At 64.8% G+C, this 15865-nt stretch carries 14 protein-coding genes and 3 tRNA genes; 8 read left to right on the top strand and 9 right to left on the bottom strand.

Features of this window, described 5'->3' with window-relative positions; translation table 11 throughout:
* Positions 1-21: 21 nt before the first annotated feature.
* Positions 22-1779, top strand: a complete 1758-nt coding sequence (locus FO013_RS09385) for an ABC transporter transmembrane domain-containing protein (protein WP_260848072.1) — start codon at positions 22-24, stop codon at positions 1777-1779.
* Positions 1776-3590, top strand: a complete 1815-nt coding sequence (locus tag FO013_RS09380; RefSeq protein ID WP_143922262.1) for an ABC transporter ATP-binding protein — start codon at positions 1776-1778, stop codon at positions 3588-3590. Before FO013_RS09385 ends, FO013_RS09380 begins: the two co-directional genes overlap by 4 nt.
* A 28-nt stretch (positions 3591-3618) precedes the next feature.
* On the opposite strand, the gene mgtE is transcribed toward FO013_RS09380, so the two are convergent.
* Positions 3619-4986: a magnesium transporter gene (mgtE, locus tag FO013_RS09375; protein ID WP_143922261.1), complete on the bottom strand. Its 1368-nt coding sequence runs from the start codon at positions 4984-4986 to the stop codon at positions 3619-3621.
* 105 nt (positions 4987-5091) lie between these two features.
* On the opposite strand from mgtE, the gene FO013_RS09370 reads away from it, so the two are divergent.
* Together FO013_RS09370 and FO013_RS09365 are read left to right on the top strand one after the other, a co-directional pair.
* Positions 5092-5802 carry an ArsR/SmtB family transcription factor gene (locus FO013_RS09370; RefSeq protein WP_143922260.1) on the top strand — a complete coding sequence of 237 codons (711 nt, stop codon included), beginning with the start codon at positions 5092-5094 and terminating at the stop codon, positions 5800-5802.
* Entirely contained in the window at positions 5799-6647 is an 849-nt protein-coding gene (locus FO013_RS09365; RefSeq protein WP_222103594.1) for an isocitrate lyase/PEP mutase family protein, read from the top strand. The genes FO013_RS09370 and FO013_RS09365 overlap by 4 nt, the downstream gene beginning before the upstream one ends.
* Here the strand turns inward: FO013_RS09365 and FO013_RS09360 are convergent.
* The 3 genes from FO013_RS09360 to FO013_RS09350 form a co-directional block, all read right to left on the bottom strand.
* On the bottom strand, positions 6642-7082 hold the full coding sequence (locus tag FO013_RS09360; protein ID WP_143922259.1) for a hypothetical protein: 441 nt from the start codon (positions 7080-7082) through the stop codon (positions 6642-6644). The two genes, FO013_RS09365 and FO013_RS09360, sit on opposite strands and share 6 nt — an antisense overlap.
* Before the next feature lie 122 nt (positions 7083-7204).
* Positions 7205-8188, bottom strand: coding sequence for a patatin-like phospholipase family protein (locus FO013_RS09355; RefSeq protein ID WP_143922258.1), 984 nt, complete (start codon positions 8186-8188; stop codon positions 7205-7207).
* A 114-nt stretch (positions 8189-8302) separates the two neighbouring features.
* Positions 8303-9187 (bottom strand): SDR family oxidoreductase, encoded by an 885-nt coding sequence (locus FO013_RS09350; protein WP_143922257.1) that lies wholly within the window; start codon positions 9185-9187, stop codon positions 8303-8305.
* Positions 9188-9400: 213 nt separating this feature from the next.
* On the opposite strand from FO013_RS09350, the gene FO013_RS09345 reads away from it, so the two are divergent.
* Positions 9401-10243: a CPBP family intramembrane glutamic endopeptidase gene (locus FO013_RS09345; RefSeq protein WP_143922256.1), complete on the top strand. Its 843-nt coding sequence runs from the start codon at positions 9401-9403 to the stop codon at positions 10241-10243.
* A gap of 56 nt (positions 10244-10299) precedes the next feature.
* Here the strand turns inward: FO013_RS09345 and FO013_RS09340 are convergent.
* The 3 genes from FO013_RS09340 to FO013_RS09330 all read right to left on the bottom strand — a co-directional run bounded on the left by FO013_RS09340 (position 10300) and on the right by FO013_RS09330 (position 10639).
* Positions 10300-10375: transfer RNA gene (locus tag FO013_RS09340), tRNA-Phe, on the bottom strand.
* 69 nt (positions 10376-10444) lie between these two features.
* Positions 10445-10518: transfer RNA gene (locus tag FO013_RS09335), tRNA-Asp, on the bottom strand.
* Positions 10519-10566: 48 nt separating this feature from the next.
* Positions 10567-10639 (bottom strand) — tRNA-Glu (locus FO013_RS09330).
* 195 nt (positions 10640-10834) lie between these two features.
* On the opposite strand from FO013_RS09330, the gene FO013_RS09325 reads away from it, so the two are divergent.
* A complete protein-coding gene (locus tag FO013_RS09325; RefSeq protein WP_143922255.1) occupies positions 10835-11182 on the top strand; it encodes a metallopeptidase family protein in 348 nt (115 codons plus the stop codon).
* Between the two features lie 245 nt (positions 11183-11427).
* On the top strand, positions 11428-11928 hold the full coding sequence (ybaK, locus tag FO013_RS09320) for a Cys-tRNA(Pro) deacylase (protein ID WP_143922254.1): 501 nt from the start codon (positions 11428-11430) through the stop codon (positions 11926-11928).
* Between the two features lie 15 nt (positions 11929-11943).
* Here the strand turns inward: ybaK and FO013_RS09315 are convergent, their stop codons facing one another.
* Complete coding sequence (locus FO013_RS09315) at positions 11944-12555, bottom strand: YigZ family protein (RefSeq protein WP_143922253.1); 612 nt, start codon at positions 12553-12555, stop codon at positions 11944-11946.
* Positions 12556-12655: 100 nt separating this feature from the next.
* On the opposite strand from FO013_RS09315, the gene FO013_RS09310 reads away from it, so the two are divergent.
* Positions 12656-14017, top strand: a complete 1362-nt coding sequence (locus FO013_RS09310) for an aspartate aminotransferase family protein (RefSeq protein ID WP_143922252.1) — start codon at positions 12656-12658, stop codon at positions 14015-14017.
* A 60-nt stretch (positions 14018-14077) separates the two neighbouring features.
* Here FO013_RS09310 and FO013_RS09305 read toward each other — a convergent pair whose 3' ends face one another.
* Positions 14078-15709, bottom strand: a complete 1632-nt coding sequence (locus tag FO013_RS09305; protein ID WP_143922251.1) for an amidohydrolase — start codon at positions 15707-15709, stop codon at positions 14078-14080.
* Positions 15710-15865 lie beyond the last annotated feature (156 nt).

The following is a 15865-nucleotide window of genomic DNA, read 5'->3' as shown; positions in this document are numbered from 1 at the left end:
CAAAATGTTAGGGTAGCCTTCGTGCCGAAGACTCCCTCATCAGGTTCGATGCTGCTGCGCAGGGCCGCCCGGCGTCGACTCGCGCTGCTCGTGCCCGGAGCCATCACCCTGTCGTTGTGGCAGGTCTGTGAGGCGCTCGTGCCCGTCGCCATCGGAATCGTCGTCGACGTCGCGATCATCCCGCGCTCCCTTCCGATGCTCGCGGTCTCGATCATCGGCATCGGACTGCTGTTCACGGTGCTCAGCCTCGGGTATCGTTTCGGCTCCCGCTTCTGCAACTCCGCCCGTGAACACGAAGCCCATGCCCTTCGCGTCGAGATCACCCACGCCGCGCTCACCTCGGCGAGCCTTCCACCCGACCGAGCCTCCGGTGAGGTCCTCTCGATCGCTTCGGCAGACGCCGACACCGCAGCTCAGTCCTTCGCCCAGGCCGGGCGCGGCATCGCTTCGGTGCTGGGCATGGTGACTGCCGCAGTATTCCTCCTCGTCGCTGACCCAGTGACCGGGCTCGTCGTCCTCATCGCCGTACCCTTCGGGCTGCTCATCGTCGCCCTTCCCAGCCGTTCCGTGTCTGCGAAGGCCGCAACCCAGCTCGAAGCAGTCGCCGGAGCCGGTCGTTCCGCATCCGACCTCATGCACGGACTGCGCGTGATCAAGGCCATGGGCGGTGAGCCCTGGGCCGTGCGCCGCTATGAGAAGACCTCCGACGAGGCCGCGACAGCCGGCATCGCCACCGGTGAGAGAACAGGCCGACTCGCAGGCTTGGGTGCTCTCGTGATGTCGATGGTGCTCGCGGTCGTCCTCGTCGTCGCAAGCCTGCGGCTCGTCGAAGGGCAGATGAGCGTCGGTGCACTCATCGGAATCCTCGGTATGACCGCATTCCTCACCGAGCCGATGCGCGCGCTCGCCGACATCGTCGGCCTCTTCGCCCAATCGCACGGCGCGGCAGGCAGGATCGCCAGGCTCCTGACCGACATCGACTCCTCCGAGGCTGTTCCCTCGGCCACGGCACTCACCTCGACCGACGCAGCCGCTGAGACAGAATCCGACGAGACAGAATCCGACAACAGCGCCCCACACCGAGGCGGGAGGCCGACAAGGATCCACATCGGCGACACCGCGGTCGACGTCCGCGATTGGGCAGTCGGCGAGCACCGCAGCGTCGACTTTACAACCGACTTCGGCTCGCTGACGTGCATCGTCACCGAGCGCGCCGAGCCGACGACGGCACTCCTCGCAGCGCTGGCATCCCATGCCCGCGGAACGAGTCCCGACCAGATGATCGTCTCGCCCCACACCGTCGACCTCTTCGAGGGCACGATCCGCTCCAACATCACCATGGTCGTCGGCACGACCGACCACCCCGTCCCCGCAGAGGTGCTCCTCGCATCGGGGGTCGACGAACTCCTCGGACTCGTCGACGGGGGACTCGACCACCGAATCCAGGAACTCGGCGGCAACCTCTCGGGCGGCCAACGGCAGCGCGTGGCCCTTGCCCGAGCGCTGAACGCCGACCCGAGCATCCTCGTCCTCCACGAACCCACCACCGCCGTCGACGCCGTCACCGAGGCACGCATCTCGAGCGGAGTGAGCGATCTGCGTCGAGCCAGCCGATCGGCTGCCACCGTCATCGTCACCAGCTCTCCGGCATTCTTGGCAGCCGCTGACACGGTTGTCTTCGTCCCTGCGAACGGACAGGTTCTCATCGGCGGTCACGCCGAACTCCTCGCAGCGGAGTCAGCGGCCGCAGAGTCCTACCGTCAGGCGGTGACCCGATGACCGCGTCCCCCGCGCCCGCTACTCTGTCGATCGCCTCGAGGCGACGCTCCTTCTCCCACCTGGCACCGCTGTTGCGGGCGCGAACCGGATGGCTTGTTGTGCTCGCCGTCTCGGGTCTGGCAAACGCCGGTGCCGGGCTCGTCGGGCCCTGGGCGATCGGCCGCCTCGTCGACGAACTGCCCACCGGCGCCGGCTCGGATCTCGTCTGGATCTGCGCGATCGCTGTTGCGGCCGCCGGCATCGTCATGGCACTGGGCACGTGGGTCAGCGCTTGGTCATTGGCCCATATCGCCATGCCCGTCGTCGCCGAGCTGCGCACTCAGGTCGTCGAGTCCGCGCTCAGACTGGATTCCCAGCGCATCGAGAAGACTGGCACCGGCGACCTGGTCTCCCGCGTCGCCGACGATTCCCGCAAGATCAGCGAGGCGGCCGCGCAGGTACTGCCACTCGTCGTCGAATCACTTCTCATCGTCATCGTCTCCGCCGTGGGCCTGGGCGCGATCGACTGGCGACTGGGACTGGTGGGCCTCGTTGCACTGCCGATGTACTGGCTCACCCTGCGCTGGTATCTGCCAAGGTCGGAGCCGATCTACAAGGAGGAGCGGGCGGCGTTCGGCCGTCGCGCCGGTCGGCTGCTGGGCGGGCTCACAGGAGCACAGACCCTGCGTGCCTACCGAGCTGAGTCAGGAGAGCTGGCTCGTATCGACTCGGCCTCCGGGCAGGCCAGGGACCTGTCGATCGGAGTGTTCAGCTTCCTCACCCGCGCCTTCTCGCGCAATAACCGCGCCGAGGCTGTCGTACTCTCCCTGCTCCTCATCGCCGGATTCGTCCTGGTCTTCGCCGGCGAGACGACCGCAGGCGCCGTGACCACCGCGGCCCTGGTCTTCCACCGCCTGTTCAATCCCATCGGCGCCCTAGTCGGCCTTTTCGACCAGATCCAATCCGCGGGTGCCTCGCTGACCCGCATGGTCGGCGTCATCGACGAAGCCGCCAGCTCGCCGAGGCGGACGACCGACATCAGCATCGACCGGCCCGCAGTGGTGTTGGAAGACCTGTGGTTCACCTACGACGAGGATCCGGAATCGAGCAACCACGTCCTCAAGGGCGTGAATCTGCGACTGGAGCCGGGCGAAGTCGTCGCCGTCGTCGGCACCACCGGGGCCGGGAAGTCCACGCTGGCACGGATCGCGGCCGGACTCTCCGCACCCACGCACGGTTCGGCGCGACTCGAATCCGGCACAGCCTCCTCGGCGAAAGAGCGCACCGAAAATGAACAGTCGGTGGCTCCTCTGACCGCGCTGCCCGAATTCGTGCTGCGCTCGCACATCACGATGGTCGCCCAGGAGGTCCATACCTTCAACGGCACCCTGCGCGACAACGTCGCCCTGCCCGTCCCTGACGCATCGGACGAACAGGTCGCTGCGGCCTTGGACATGGTGGGAGCCGATTGGGTGAGCGAACTTGCACACGGTTCCGACACCGAGGTCGGTGACGGCGGAACCCGTCTGAGCGCGGTGCAGGAGCAGACGATCGCCCTCGCCCGTCTTGTACTGGCGAATCCGGACTTCGCAATCCTCGACGAGGCCACCGCCGAGGCGGGATCCGCCGGAGCCCATACCCTCGAGCAGTCGGCCAGGGCCGCACTTGCCGGGCGCGGAGCCCTCGTCGTCGCCCACCGCCTCAGTCAGGCCGAGACCGCTGATCGCGTGCTCGTCATGGAGCACGGACAGATCGTCGAAGAGGGCCCACACGAGGAACTCGTCGCCCAGGGCGGCCGCTACGCCCGGCTGTGGGAGGCGTGGTCGGCCTGAGCCCTCGGGCGTCAGCGAGGATTGCGAGTCAGCTCAGACCCAGCACCGCCGTCGCGATCGAGAAGTAGAGGATGAGGCCAGTGGCATCGCAGAACGTGGAGATGAAGGGGTTGGAGAACACGGCAGGGTCCGCGCCCACCCTCTTCGCGATGATTGGCATCAGTCCGCCTACGGTCGCGGCCATGATGCACACGGACAGCAGGGTGAGCCCGATGACCAGGCCGATCGCCCACCCGTAGACGAGGCCGGCGACGAGGAAGCCCAACAGGCCGAGAACGGCTCCCAGCAGTGCGCCGACTCGCAGCTCCCTCCAGATGACCCGGCCGAGATCGCGGACCCTCACCTCGCCGACGGCCAGCGCCCGGGTCACTGTCGTCGCGGCCTGGTTGCCGGTGTTGCCGCCCGTGCCGGTCAGCAGGGGGATGAACAGGGCCAGGATGACGACCTGATCGAGCCGGTCCTCATACACTTCGAGGACCTGGACGGTGAGGATCGCGGAGACTGCGAGGACGAGCAGCCAGACGATGCGGCTCCTGACCAGGCGCACGATGGTGCTCGACAGGTAAGAACGGTCGAGGGGTTCGGAACCGCTGGACCGAGCGATGTCCTCCGCGTCCTCCTCGTCGACGATGTCGAGGACATCGTCCATCGTCAAGATGCCCACGAGCCGTTCCTCCTCGTCGACAACCGGCATCGCGATGAGCCGGTGCGAGAGGAACTGGCGGGATGCCTCCTCACGGTCGGTGAGCGCATGGGTGCTGATGGAATCGCGGACGATTTCACTGATGACCGTCGACTCGTCGGCGGCGATGAGATTGCGCAGCGACACGACGCCGAGGAGCACACGGCCAGGGCCGACCACCGGCAGCAGGTAGACGGTTTCGGGTCCGTCGATGCGGGAGTGAACGACCTCCATCGCCTCGGCGGCCGTCCAATCCTCGTGGAGGCTGAGCACCTCAGGGGACATGTAGCGGCCGATCGCCGACTTCGGATACCCGAGAACGGCCGTCGTCATCTCCCGTTCCTCGGCGTCGAGTCCGCTCATGAGCCGTCGGGTGACATTGGCCGGAAGCTCACCGAAGAGTTCGGCACGGTCGTCGGGGTCCAGGCCCTCGACGATATCGGCGATCTCGGGTTCGCGGAGGTTCTGGATCAGGTCCGCCTGATAGCTCGGCGTCAGATTCTCGAACACCGCCAGGGCCCCGTCCTTGTCCAGTACTCGGAACAGGACCGCCGACTGCAGCGGGGTCGTCGTGTGGACGAGCCGGGTGAGCTCAGGGAGGGAGACCTGGTGTGCGAGATTTGCGACGGTGTCCATGGCCGACCGGTCGATTCGTCCCGACAGTGCGGATTCCAGGCGGTCTGCCGCCGAGTCGTCCACCGTCATGTCTGTCATGACTGCCCCCTCACATCCGCTGTCTCTGTCATCGTTGTCCACCATATGCCACAGCGCGAGGTCACTTCGGCACTGCCCGAACCGTTGGAGTCCTAGCATGGAGGCATGAGCAGGGCACACCAGGAAGCGGCGCCGGACATCGCCGCACTCGCATCGGCCATCGCCGAGCCCACACGAGTGATGATCTGCACCTGCGTCCTCGACGGCAGAGCCTGGACGCTGACCGAGTTGTCCCGTGCACTCGGGCTGCCGATGTCGTCGACCTCGGAACATGTCAGCATCCTCATCGACCGCGGAGTCCTGGCGGAGCGCCGACAGGGTCGGCACCGTTATGTCCAGCTCGCCTCGGCAGATATCGCCGATTGGCTCGAGCACACCGGAGCCCTCGCAAGCCAGCGGGTCGAATCGGCCTCGTCTCTGGTTGCGAAGACCCGTGACCGTCACCTCCTCGAGGCGAGGACCTGTTACCGGCATATCGCAGGAAAGCTCGGCGTCCGATTGTTCGCAGCCCTGAGCGCACACGGGTGGATCGACGAGGCGGTGACCGTGACCGATTCCGGTAGGGAGGCAATCGCGGAGGCGTGGGGCATCGATGTGCCGACCACAACGACATCTGCCCGTCCGGTCACACGCCGCTGCCTCGATTGGACGGAACGACGGACCCACCTCGGCGGGTGGCTCGGAGACGAACTGTGCCGCGACTTTCTCGACCGCACGTGGATCACGCGCCGACCGAGCAGTCGAGCTCTCAAACTCACACCTGCCGGCCGGGAGCGTCTCGACTGGATCCTGATCACAGAGGTGACACAGCTATGAGCACACCGTCCGCACCGATCCCTACCTTCCACCGTCTGCACCGCCCGGGGGAGCCATTCATTCTGCCCTGCGCCTGGGATGTGGCGAGTGCCCGATTGTTCGCCGAGGCTGGTCACCCTGCCGTCGGCACGACCAGTCTCGGTGTGGCGGCCGGCATCGGCGCCGCCGATGAGGACCGCGAGACTCTGACTGCGATGGCCGCTCTCATCGCGAACATGCGGCGAGCACTGCCAGAGGGCCTGCTCACCTGCGACTTCGAAGATGGGTACAGCGACGATCCGAAGGGCGTCGTCGATATTCTGCGAAGGAGTTTCCCGAGTCTGCCTGCCCCGGCGGTTGCACCGGGTGGACATCGTGCCTCATCTGAGGGTGTCCTCGCCGTCGACGGCATCAACATCGAGGATTCTGCTCGCGGTCGACTCCTCCCCGCGGTGGCGCTTGCTGGCAAGGTGAACGCGATCAAGGACGAATTTCCGGATCTCTTCGTCAATGCTCGGATCGACACCTATTGGACAGGGCAGGACAACCTCGGCGATACCCTCGACCGGATGCGGCGCTACGTTGATTCCGGAGCCGATGGGATCTTCGTTCCCGGCGATCTCGAACTGAACGTCATCGCCGGCATCGTCGATGCCTGCCCGCTGCCGGTCAACGTCCTCGCCAGTCCTCGCTTCTCACTTGAGCAGTTGGCCGACGTGGGCGTAGCGAGGATCAGCACGGGGTCGCTGCTCTATCGAACTGCGGTGTCTATGGCTCTGCAGTCCTTGGAAGGCCTGGCTTCTGGCCGCCCGGCACAGACCGCGAACGTCCTGTCATATTTCGCGGTCTCGGACGTGGACTCATAGACCCCGTTGCTCGATCCCATCGTCGGCGAGTGCGTCGACATCGAGGTCATCACCGGAAAGTTCGGCTACCTCTGCATCGTCGTGGTCCTCGGAGACCATGTGATCGCTGCGCCGGTTCCCCTGTTCGGCTGCAGGTGAGGAATCGGTGGAGAATTCGTCCGGTATGTCGGGCGCTGCATTTCCCGATTCCATGTCTTTGGCATCCAACAGCTCGTTATCGGCGCCTTCGATGCCGGTTCCTTCCGGACCTTCGGCGCCGGGTTCGACAGAGGGAGCGGACGAAGCGTCGAGATCACTGTCGACGTCGAGGGCGTCGGCCTCAGCCGCGTTGAGCTCTGGGTCGTCCAAGTCATCAGCGGTGGGCTCGTCGAGCGTCGGGTCCTCGACCTCCAGGTCGTCCTGCCACTGCGTCGGTTCGTTGGGATTGTCGCTCATGATCTCTCCTTCGCGTGTGGTCGATCAGTATAACTCTCACGGACATTGTTGCACGCGAGCTCGGCCTTGCCGATAGGGTCCATGGCGATACCTGTGGTGCGGCGGCTCAAAGGCGCCGCAGCTCATCGGCGCCCGTGGTGCTCCTTCCATTCAAGCCAGTCCCAGCGTTTGAGGAATGATCGAGCCGCGTTCGCCCCCGAGTCGATGAGGTCGAGTTTGTCCCCCCGTGACAGGGCGAAATCGGTGCTGCTGTGGCGGTCGGTGTCGACGAAGATCGTCCGCTCGGTGATCGAAGGTTCGTCGATGTGGCGTCGGTCGTGGGCATTGATCATGGTCGACAGGAGAGAAACGGCGTATTGGTAGGTGTTCGCATTCGGTCGCCATTGTGCGCCTGCCGTCGTCCTGGCTGACAGCATCACTCCCAGAGTCGGCCAGCGCGCTGGTCGCTGATCCTTTCGGTCGAAGAGGTCGACGGGGAAGTTCGACAGCAGGCCCCCGTCCGAGCCGAGCACCGATGAGCCGCCGGCGATGCGGCGATCGGCCGGCAGTGATCTGGGTCGGAAGTAGAACGGCATCGCCGCCGAGGCGCAGACAGCGTCCGCGACGGACTGCGAGTCCGGGTCGACGCCGAGCGCCGGGCGGTAGTCCCAGGGCAGACGCAGCATTCGACCGCGGGAGACATCCGAGACGATGACGACGAGGCGGTACTGCCGTTCGGGAGGCAAGGCACTTTCCGGGTCGTGCAGGCGGAGGTCTGCCCATGTGCGGATGCCCTGTGCGGTGAGGATATCGTCAAGGAAGTCGTGGAGGGCAGTGCCGAGGTACATTCCCTTGTGGAACAGCAGCCCCTGGACCTTTCCGAGCCATGGCGTGAATCGGAAGGCGGGGCTGAGGTCCTCGAAGTCGGTGAAGTCTTTGCCGAGGATCGTCTCGGTGAGGCGCTCAGGTGGAATGCCCGCGGTGGCCAACGCGCCAACGATCGCGCCGGCTGAGGTTCCCGCGATGCGGTGGATGGAGTAGTCGGCCGAGGTCAGCGCATTGACAGCGCCGACGAGCCCGGGAAGTTTTGCTCCTCCGCCTTCGAGGACCAGATCGGTGAGGGGCATAGCGTCCTCCTTCTCAGCGGCCTCAGTGCGCCTGTGAACTCCGCGTCGATGCTCCTCCTCTCATTGTCACCCAGGCTGGGTGCGGACGAGGAAAGGAGGAGCTCGTGTCCCTCGTCAGCCCCTGGCAGCGGCGGGGTCGGCAGAATTGAGCTCCGCAGCCGGCGAGGCAGTGTTGGGTTCCGCGGCCACGGGACGACGGCCGGTGAAGTGCTCCATGGTCTTGTTGACGCCGAGGAAGTCCAAGGTTCGGTCGAATGCCCGTGTCGGCAGCAAACGCAGACTTGGCAGCAGACGGACCAGGGCGGGCATAATCAGCTGCTCACGTCCGGCTTCGATGGAGTCGATGACCTTGGTGGCGACGTAGTTCTCCTCGAGGATGGGCAGGAGACGGGGGAACTTCGTCGTGACACCCTCGAACATGCCTGTGTTGATGTAGAAGGGACACACGACGAGAGTTCCGACCTTGCTGCCGTCGGTGCGCAGTTCGTTGCGCAGGGACTCGGTGAAGCCCAGAGCTGCGAACTTGCTGGCCGAGTAGTCGGTCTGCTTGGCCACACCGGTGAGGCCAGCGGCGCTGGCGATGGTGACCACGCTGCCGCGGTTCCGTTCGATCATTCCAGGCAGGAAGGCACGTGTCGTCCAATACAGGGCGAAGACATTGACGTCGTAGACGCGTCGAACTGCGTCCTCATCGGCTTCCAGCAGCTTCTTGCCGGTGACGATTCCCGCGCAGTTGATGAGGACGTCGATCGGTCCGGTTTCCTCTGCGGCAGCTGTGACCTGGCTGGAGTCGCCCACGTTGACTGCAAATGAACGGGCTTTCGCTCCGGTTGCCACGAGTTCATCGCGAACGGCCTGACCGGTCTCGGCAGAGAGGTCCCAGATGAGAATCTCTGCGGCTCCACGTGCCGCAGCGTCCAGAGCCATCAGGCGTCCGATGCCGCTGCCTGCACCGGTGATCAGTACTCGTGCACCTCTGATTTGGGTACCGCGGGTCATATGTCTGCTCCTTTGCATCGTGAGTCTGAGCGCATGGTTCGATTGGGAACCCAGTTGCAGACATCACATTACATGCCATGGTTACCGATACGTAACCAGTTGGTCGCATCCGTTTTCACTCTCAGGAGTGATGTCGGCCCGGACGGGTGCCCTCTACCGTCGTGGATGGCCGAGGCAGACGCTTCCGGTCATCCTGCGAATGGAGTCAGTATCGTGCGTTTCATCAAACAGCTCATCGCCGTCGTGGCAGTCACCGTCCTCGGAAGCGTCGCCACAGATTTCGTCGGAGGGAATGGGGTGCTGGCCCTGGTGGCCGGGCTCATCACTGCGACCCTGACGCTCGTTGTCTATCACGCAGTCGTTTCGCGCACGGAGAATCGCACTGTCACCGAGGTGTCCCACGCAGGCGCAGCCCGGTCGCTCGGCCTCGGAGCGCTCATCGGCATCGGCCTGTTCTCTCTCGTCATCGTGATCATTGCGCTCCTCGGCGGATACACCGTCGACGGCCTCGGATCCCCGGGGGCACTGCTGGGATTGCTCGGGTTCATGGCAGCAGTCGCAGTCACTGAGGAAGTGATCTTTCGAGGTGTCCTGTTCCGGGTCATCGAAGAGCGGACAGGCTCATGGATCGCCATGGCGGTCACCGGTCTGGTGTTCGGCCTCATGCACCTGCTCAACCCCAACGCCTCCTTCTTCGGTGCGATCGCCATCGCGGTCGAGGCCGGCTTCATGCTCACTGCCGCATACATGGCGACGAGACGACTGTGGGTGCCTATCGGTCTGCATTTCGGGTGGAACATGGCTGCCGGTGGAATCTTCAGCACTGAGGTATCCGGAGCCAACACGCCGCAGGGACTGTTGGATGCAACGATGTCTGGACCGGTGCTCATCACCGGGGGAGACTTCGGTCCCGAAGGCAGCGTGTTCTCCATTGCCCTCTGTACGCTTGCCGGTGCCATCTTCATCGTCACAGCCCATCGTCGCGGCAGAATTCTTCCTCCGCGCCATCGGCAGCAGGTGCCCGGGGACTCCCGGCCGGTGCTCGCAGAAGGCTGAGCCCGGAATCGCAGAGAACCCCCGGATTTCTGAGGAAATCCGGGGGTTCTCTTGTGTGGTGGCTCCGACCGGCGTCGATCCGGTGACCTTTCGATTTTCAGTCGAACGCTCTACCAACTGAGCTACAGAGCCAGGCCGCAAACATACGTCAAGTATGTTGAGAGAAACAAAGGCCCTTCCGAAGAAGAGCCTCGTGCTCCGCGACCCTGACCGGACTCGAACCGGCGACCTCCGCCGTGACAGGGCGGCGCGCTAACCAACTGCGCTACAGGGCCTTACTATGTTGCATCTGATCCGATGTCGGACTTTACAATCCTACACCGTACCCCCAACGGGATTCGAACCCGTGTCGCCGCCGTGAAAGGGCGGTGTCCTAGGCCTCTAGACGATGGGGGCCCAGGTTGACCTCGGATTCCCCGGGGCAACGACGTTAAGCTTATCCCAACCATTTCGAAGAGTGCAAACCGGCAACCCGTGTCCTCGGTCACACTGTTTCCGGGCTCCGCGAGAGGGCATGGAGGACAAAGGTTTGAGGCCCGCGGGACAGCGGCCCACAGTCCCTTCTGAGATCGTCCCGTTAGGCTGGTGGGCATGGAAGACCTCAGTGAAGAAGAGTTCGAAGCGATCCTTGACGAGGCACTCGACCAGCTTCCAGCGGGCGTGACCGATGAGCTCGACAATGTCGCTCTTTTCGTCGAGGACCGGCCTGAGGATGGCAATACACATCTGCTGGGCCTCTATGACGGAACGCCGGTGGGGGAGCGCGGCATCTCCGGACTCGAGCTGCCGGACAATATCTTCCTCTACCGCGACAACCTCATTGCCTTCGCAGAAGACCGAGACCACCTGCGGAGCGAGATCGTCATCACCATCGTCCACGAGATCGCACACTTCTACGGAATAGATGACGAACGGCTCCACGAGATCGGCTGGGGCTGAGCTGTACAACCTCCGCAGTTGACCGTGAACGCCGGCGTCACCCCAGGTCGTAGGTGGTATCTGACTCTTCAGCAACCGTCATTGATTGGCGCTCGGGCCGGGACTTCGCTTATTGTGGGCGGGTACCCATCAGCACTCGATACAACATTCCGTCCGTATCGACGCGGGAACACAGGGGCGAATGCCCTGGGCAGAAATGCTCCGCGTGTCCTCGCAGATTTACGGGCAGGAGGCACGACCCCTTTATGACAGTGGCATCCAAACCGACAAGCGCGGCTACCCCGGCCGTCCGTGTGCTCAACCTGGCAGGCATCGATTACACCCTGCACAGCTTCGATCACGATCCGAGCACACGCCGTTACGGAACCGAAGCAGCCGACAAGCTCGGCGTGGGCTCGGACCAAGTATTCAAGACCCTCATGATCCAGGTCGACGGCGCACCCGTCACCGCCCTGGTTCCCGTGTCCGGGCAGCTCGACCTCAAGGGCCTCGCCTCCGCACGCGGAGCGAAGAAGGCTCAGCTGGCTGGCGTGGCCGAGACCGAGCGTCGCACCGGCTACCCGGTCGGCGGGGTCTCCCCGTTCGGGCAGCGCCATGCTGTGCCGGTCGTCATCGACCGCACCGCACTCGAGCACTCCTCGGTCTTCGTCTCCGCAGGTCGTCGCGGCCTCGAGATCGAAATCCGTCCCGAAGATCTCGTCATGCTGACCAATGCACAGGTCGGAAAGATCGCAGCCCTGGACTGATCAGTCCAGCACTGATCACGTCCATTCGACGTCACCGACGGCGGGCTCTGCCTGCCCTGCGGTGACGTCTGCGTAGATCGCCAGGGCCGCGTCCACCTCGGCGACGGGGACCATCATGTCGATGACGACGGCGGCACCGTAGCGCGACCGCGTCGTCCATCCTCTGTTCCCGGCCGCCCGGTCCAGGGCATTGGCCTGGGCATAGTCGACCTCGGCGCGCACAGGCACCAGCTCATGTTTGGTCACCACGCGTGCCGTCTCCAATGCCGCCGAGGTGGCCTGGCCGTAGGCGCGGACGAGTCCTCCCGCACCCAGCAGAGTTCCCCCGAAGTACCTGGTCACGACCGCAACGACGAACGTCAGCTGGTGACCGGAGACGACGTCGAGGATCGGTGCCCCTGCCGCTCCTGCCGGTTCGCCGTCATCGCTGAAGCGCTGCGTGCGCGAATCCGGATCGAGGACGAACGCGGTGCAATGATGGCGCGCCTTCGGATGGGCGCTGCGGCGCTCGGCGATGACCTCCCTGGCCTCTGCCTCATCGGCGACCGGTGCGAGGAATCCGATGAAGCGTGACTTCTTGATCTCGATCTCGGCTTCGGACACGGCGGCGAGCGTGCGGTAAGGCATGCCGGTCACTCTACCGAAAACCACGGACGCGGACCGTTTCACCGGAATCTGATCTACGATGATCGGACGAACCTGAACAATGGTGAAAGGGTGATGCGTTGTGCAGCAGCTCAGCGAGGCAGACATCTCAGCGATCAAGGACGAATCCGCCAGGGCCTACGAGCTCGATCGGGCGCACGTCTTCCACTCCTGGTCGGCGCAGGAGCTGCTTGAGCCGATGACCGTCTCCCGTGCGCAGGGATCGACCATCATCGACGGCCAGGGGCAGTCATTCCTCGACTTCTCCTCCCAGCTGGTCAACACCAACATCGGGCACCAGCATCCGAAGGTCGTCCAGGCCATCAAGGATCAGGCGGACCTGCTGTGCACGATCAGTCCCGCCCATGTCAACGGCGCTCGTTCGGAGGCCGCCCGCCTCATCACCGATCGCACCCCGGTCGGACTCGACCATGTGTTCTTCACCAACGGCGGAGCCGACGCGAACGAGCACGCGATCCGCATGGCCCGGCTGCACACGGGCAAGCATAAGGTCCTCTCCCGCTATCGCTCGTATCACGGCGGCACCGAGACCGCCGTCAACGTCACCGGCGACCCGCGTCGCTGGTCGAATGATCGCGGTGACTCAGGTGTCGTCCACTTCTTCGGGCCCTTCCTCTACCGGTCCGAGTTCTCTGCCACCACAGAGGCGGAGGAGACCGAGCGGGCGCTGCGGCACCTCGAGCGCACCATCGAACTCGAGGGGCCGTCGACGATCGCCGCAATCATCCTCGAGACAATTCCGGGCACAGCAGGCATCATGCTCCCGGGCAGCGACTACATGCGCGGCGTCCGTGCGCTGTGCGACAAGCACGACATCATCTACATCGCCGACGAGGTGATGGCCGGGTTCGGTCGCACCGGCAGATGGTTCGCCTTCGAGCACTTCGACGTGGTGCCCGACATCATCACCTTCGCCAAGGGCGTGAACTCCGGCTACGTGCCCTTGGGAGGGGTGATCATGGACGATGCGATCTATGGTTCATTCGCACAGAAGGCTTACCCCGGCGGGCTCACCTACTCCGGCCACCCGCTGGCCTGCGCAGCAGCGGTGGCCACGATGAAGGCGATGGACGAAGAGGGCATGATGGAGCACGCCAGACGTATCGGCGAGGAGATCATCGGGCCACGGCTGCGCCAGATAGCCGAGAACTCGAAGCACGTCGGCGAAGTCCGCGGAGTCGGCGCCTTCTGGGCGATCGAACTGGTCTGGGACAAGGAATCCCGCGAACCGCTGGCGCCCTACGGTGGGGGCTCGCCCGAAGTCGCCTCGGTGGTTGCCGCACTCAAGGAACACGGCGTCGTGCCTTTCAGCAACTACCACCGCCTCCACGTCGTCCCGCCGATCAACATCAGCGAAGAGGACCTCGAGACCGGCCTGGGCGTCTTCGAGAAGGTCCTCACCGACCTCGACTTCTCCCGCTAAACCTCCCCGACGTCACTGAATACCCCCGGCGCCGGGCGCTATTAGTGACGTCGGGGAGGTTTAGCGGGCGTCGTGGGTGAAATCTCCGCCGAGGACGGTGGCGCGGACCGTGATCTGTGAGATCTGCTCGGGTTCGACCTCGGAGGGGTGGGCATCGAGGGCCACGAAGTCCGCGAGCTTCCCGCGTGAGAGGGTTCCCTTGTCTGCGCCATGTCCGGAGGCCTCGGCCGCGACCGAGGTGTAGGCGGCGATCGCCTCATCGGCGCTCAGGCATTCCTCGGCCGAGCCCATGATGTCGCCGTCGCGGGTCTTCCTGGTCACAAAGGCTTCGATGCCGCGCAGCGCATTGCCGTCGGCGCAAGGGCGATCCGAGCTGCCTGCCAGGAGCACGCCGGCGTTGAGGAAGGACTTCGCGCGGTAGATCAGTGAGCGGCGTGCAGGTCCCAGTGAGGCGTTCATTCCGTCGCCGATACCTTCGGCGAACGCTGACTGCGGGGTCACGACGATACCGTTGTCGGCCAAGGTGGACAGGTGCTCATCATGGACGAGGGCAGCGTGCTCGATCCGGTTGGGAACGGCCCGGCGACCATACTTGGCCTGGGCGTCGACGATGTTGGCCACCGCAGCATCCACGGCCGCATCGCCGATCGCATGGACCGCGACGGACCACCCGGAGGCGTAGGTGTCCAGGATCTGCCTGCGCAGCACCTCGGCGTCGTCCTGCAGATAGCCGGGATGGTCCTTGCCCTCGTAGTTCTCCCGGAGAGCCGCGGTCTCGCCGCTCAGCGCCCCGTCCATGAAGAACTTGACGGGTCCCAGCGAGACGAGGTCATCGCCGAGGCCGGTGCGCACTCCCGCATCGAGTCCGATGCCGAAGCCGTCGGCGGAATTCGCTGCGATCTCGTGGAGACCATCGGCCTGCGGCAGGAGCTGGGCGCGGGCACGCAGCTTGCCCTCTTCGCGAGCACGCAGGTAGGCGCTGACCTCGATGGGGGAGTGCCCGATCCACCCGTAGGCGACGCCGCAGTCACCGAAGGATGTGATGCCCTCCTTTGCGTAGTAGGCAGTCGCAAGGTCGATGGCCTCGACGATCGTGTCAAGCGAATAGGGGCGGATGAGGTCCTGGACGAGGCCCTGCGCGGTCTCTTCGACCAGACCTGTGGGGTGACCCGCCGCATCGGTGACGACCTTGCCGCCCACGGGGTCGCTGAAGCCGGGGTCGAGGATCCCCGCTCGCTTCATCGCCTCGGTGTTGACGAGCGCGGCATGCCCAGAGGTCTGCCGCATGAACAGAGGCCGGTCGCCGGTGATCTCGTCGAGGCGGGAGAGCTCCGGGTACTGTCCGTCGTAGTCACGGTGGGCGTAGCCGGTGGCGTTGATCCACTCGCCGGCCGGTGTCGTCGCGGCCGCTTTCTCGAGCGCAGCATAGACATCGGGCAGACCGCCGGGCAGCGCTGTGACGTCGATGGATGCCAGGGTGAGTCCGAACCATGCGGTGTGGCAGTGGACGTCGTTGAAGCCAGGAAGCACGGTGGCCCCGCCCAGCGATTCGACCCGATCTGCGGTGACGCCGTCGAGTTCCTCGTCGAAGCCGATGATGCGCCCGGCGAAGACGCCGATCTTCTTCGCCCGCGGACGTGCCGGGTCGAGCGTATGGGCATCAAGATCGGTGAAGATCGCGTCGATGTTCATGTCAGTCACCTTTGCAGCGTGAGAATCAGTTGGAGCGTGGGAATCGGCTACAGCGAGAGAGCGTGTGATTTCGCGGAGACCGAGGTCGTCGCGGCCTCGGAGAACTCGGAACGCGGTCCGAGCGCCCAACAGTTGGTCACTTCTGGTCGATCCGAG

Origin of the sequence: Brevibacterium aurantiacum (assembly GCF_007558825.1) — a bacterium.
Classification (GTDB): domain Bacteria; phylum Actinomycetota; class Actinomycetes; order Actinomycetales; family Brevibacteriaceae; genus Brevibacterium; species Brevibacterium aurantiacum_A.
Note: the sequence above shows the minus strand (reverse complement) of the source record. Positions and strands in the feature narration are given on the sequence as shown.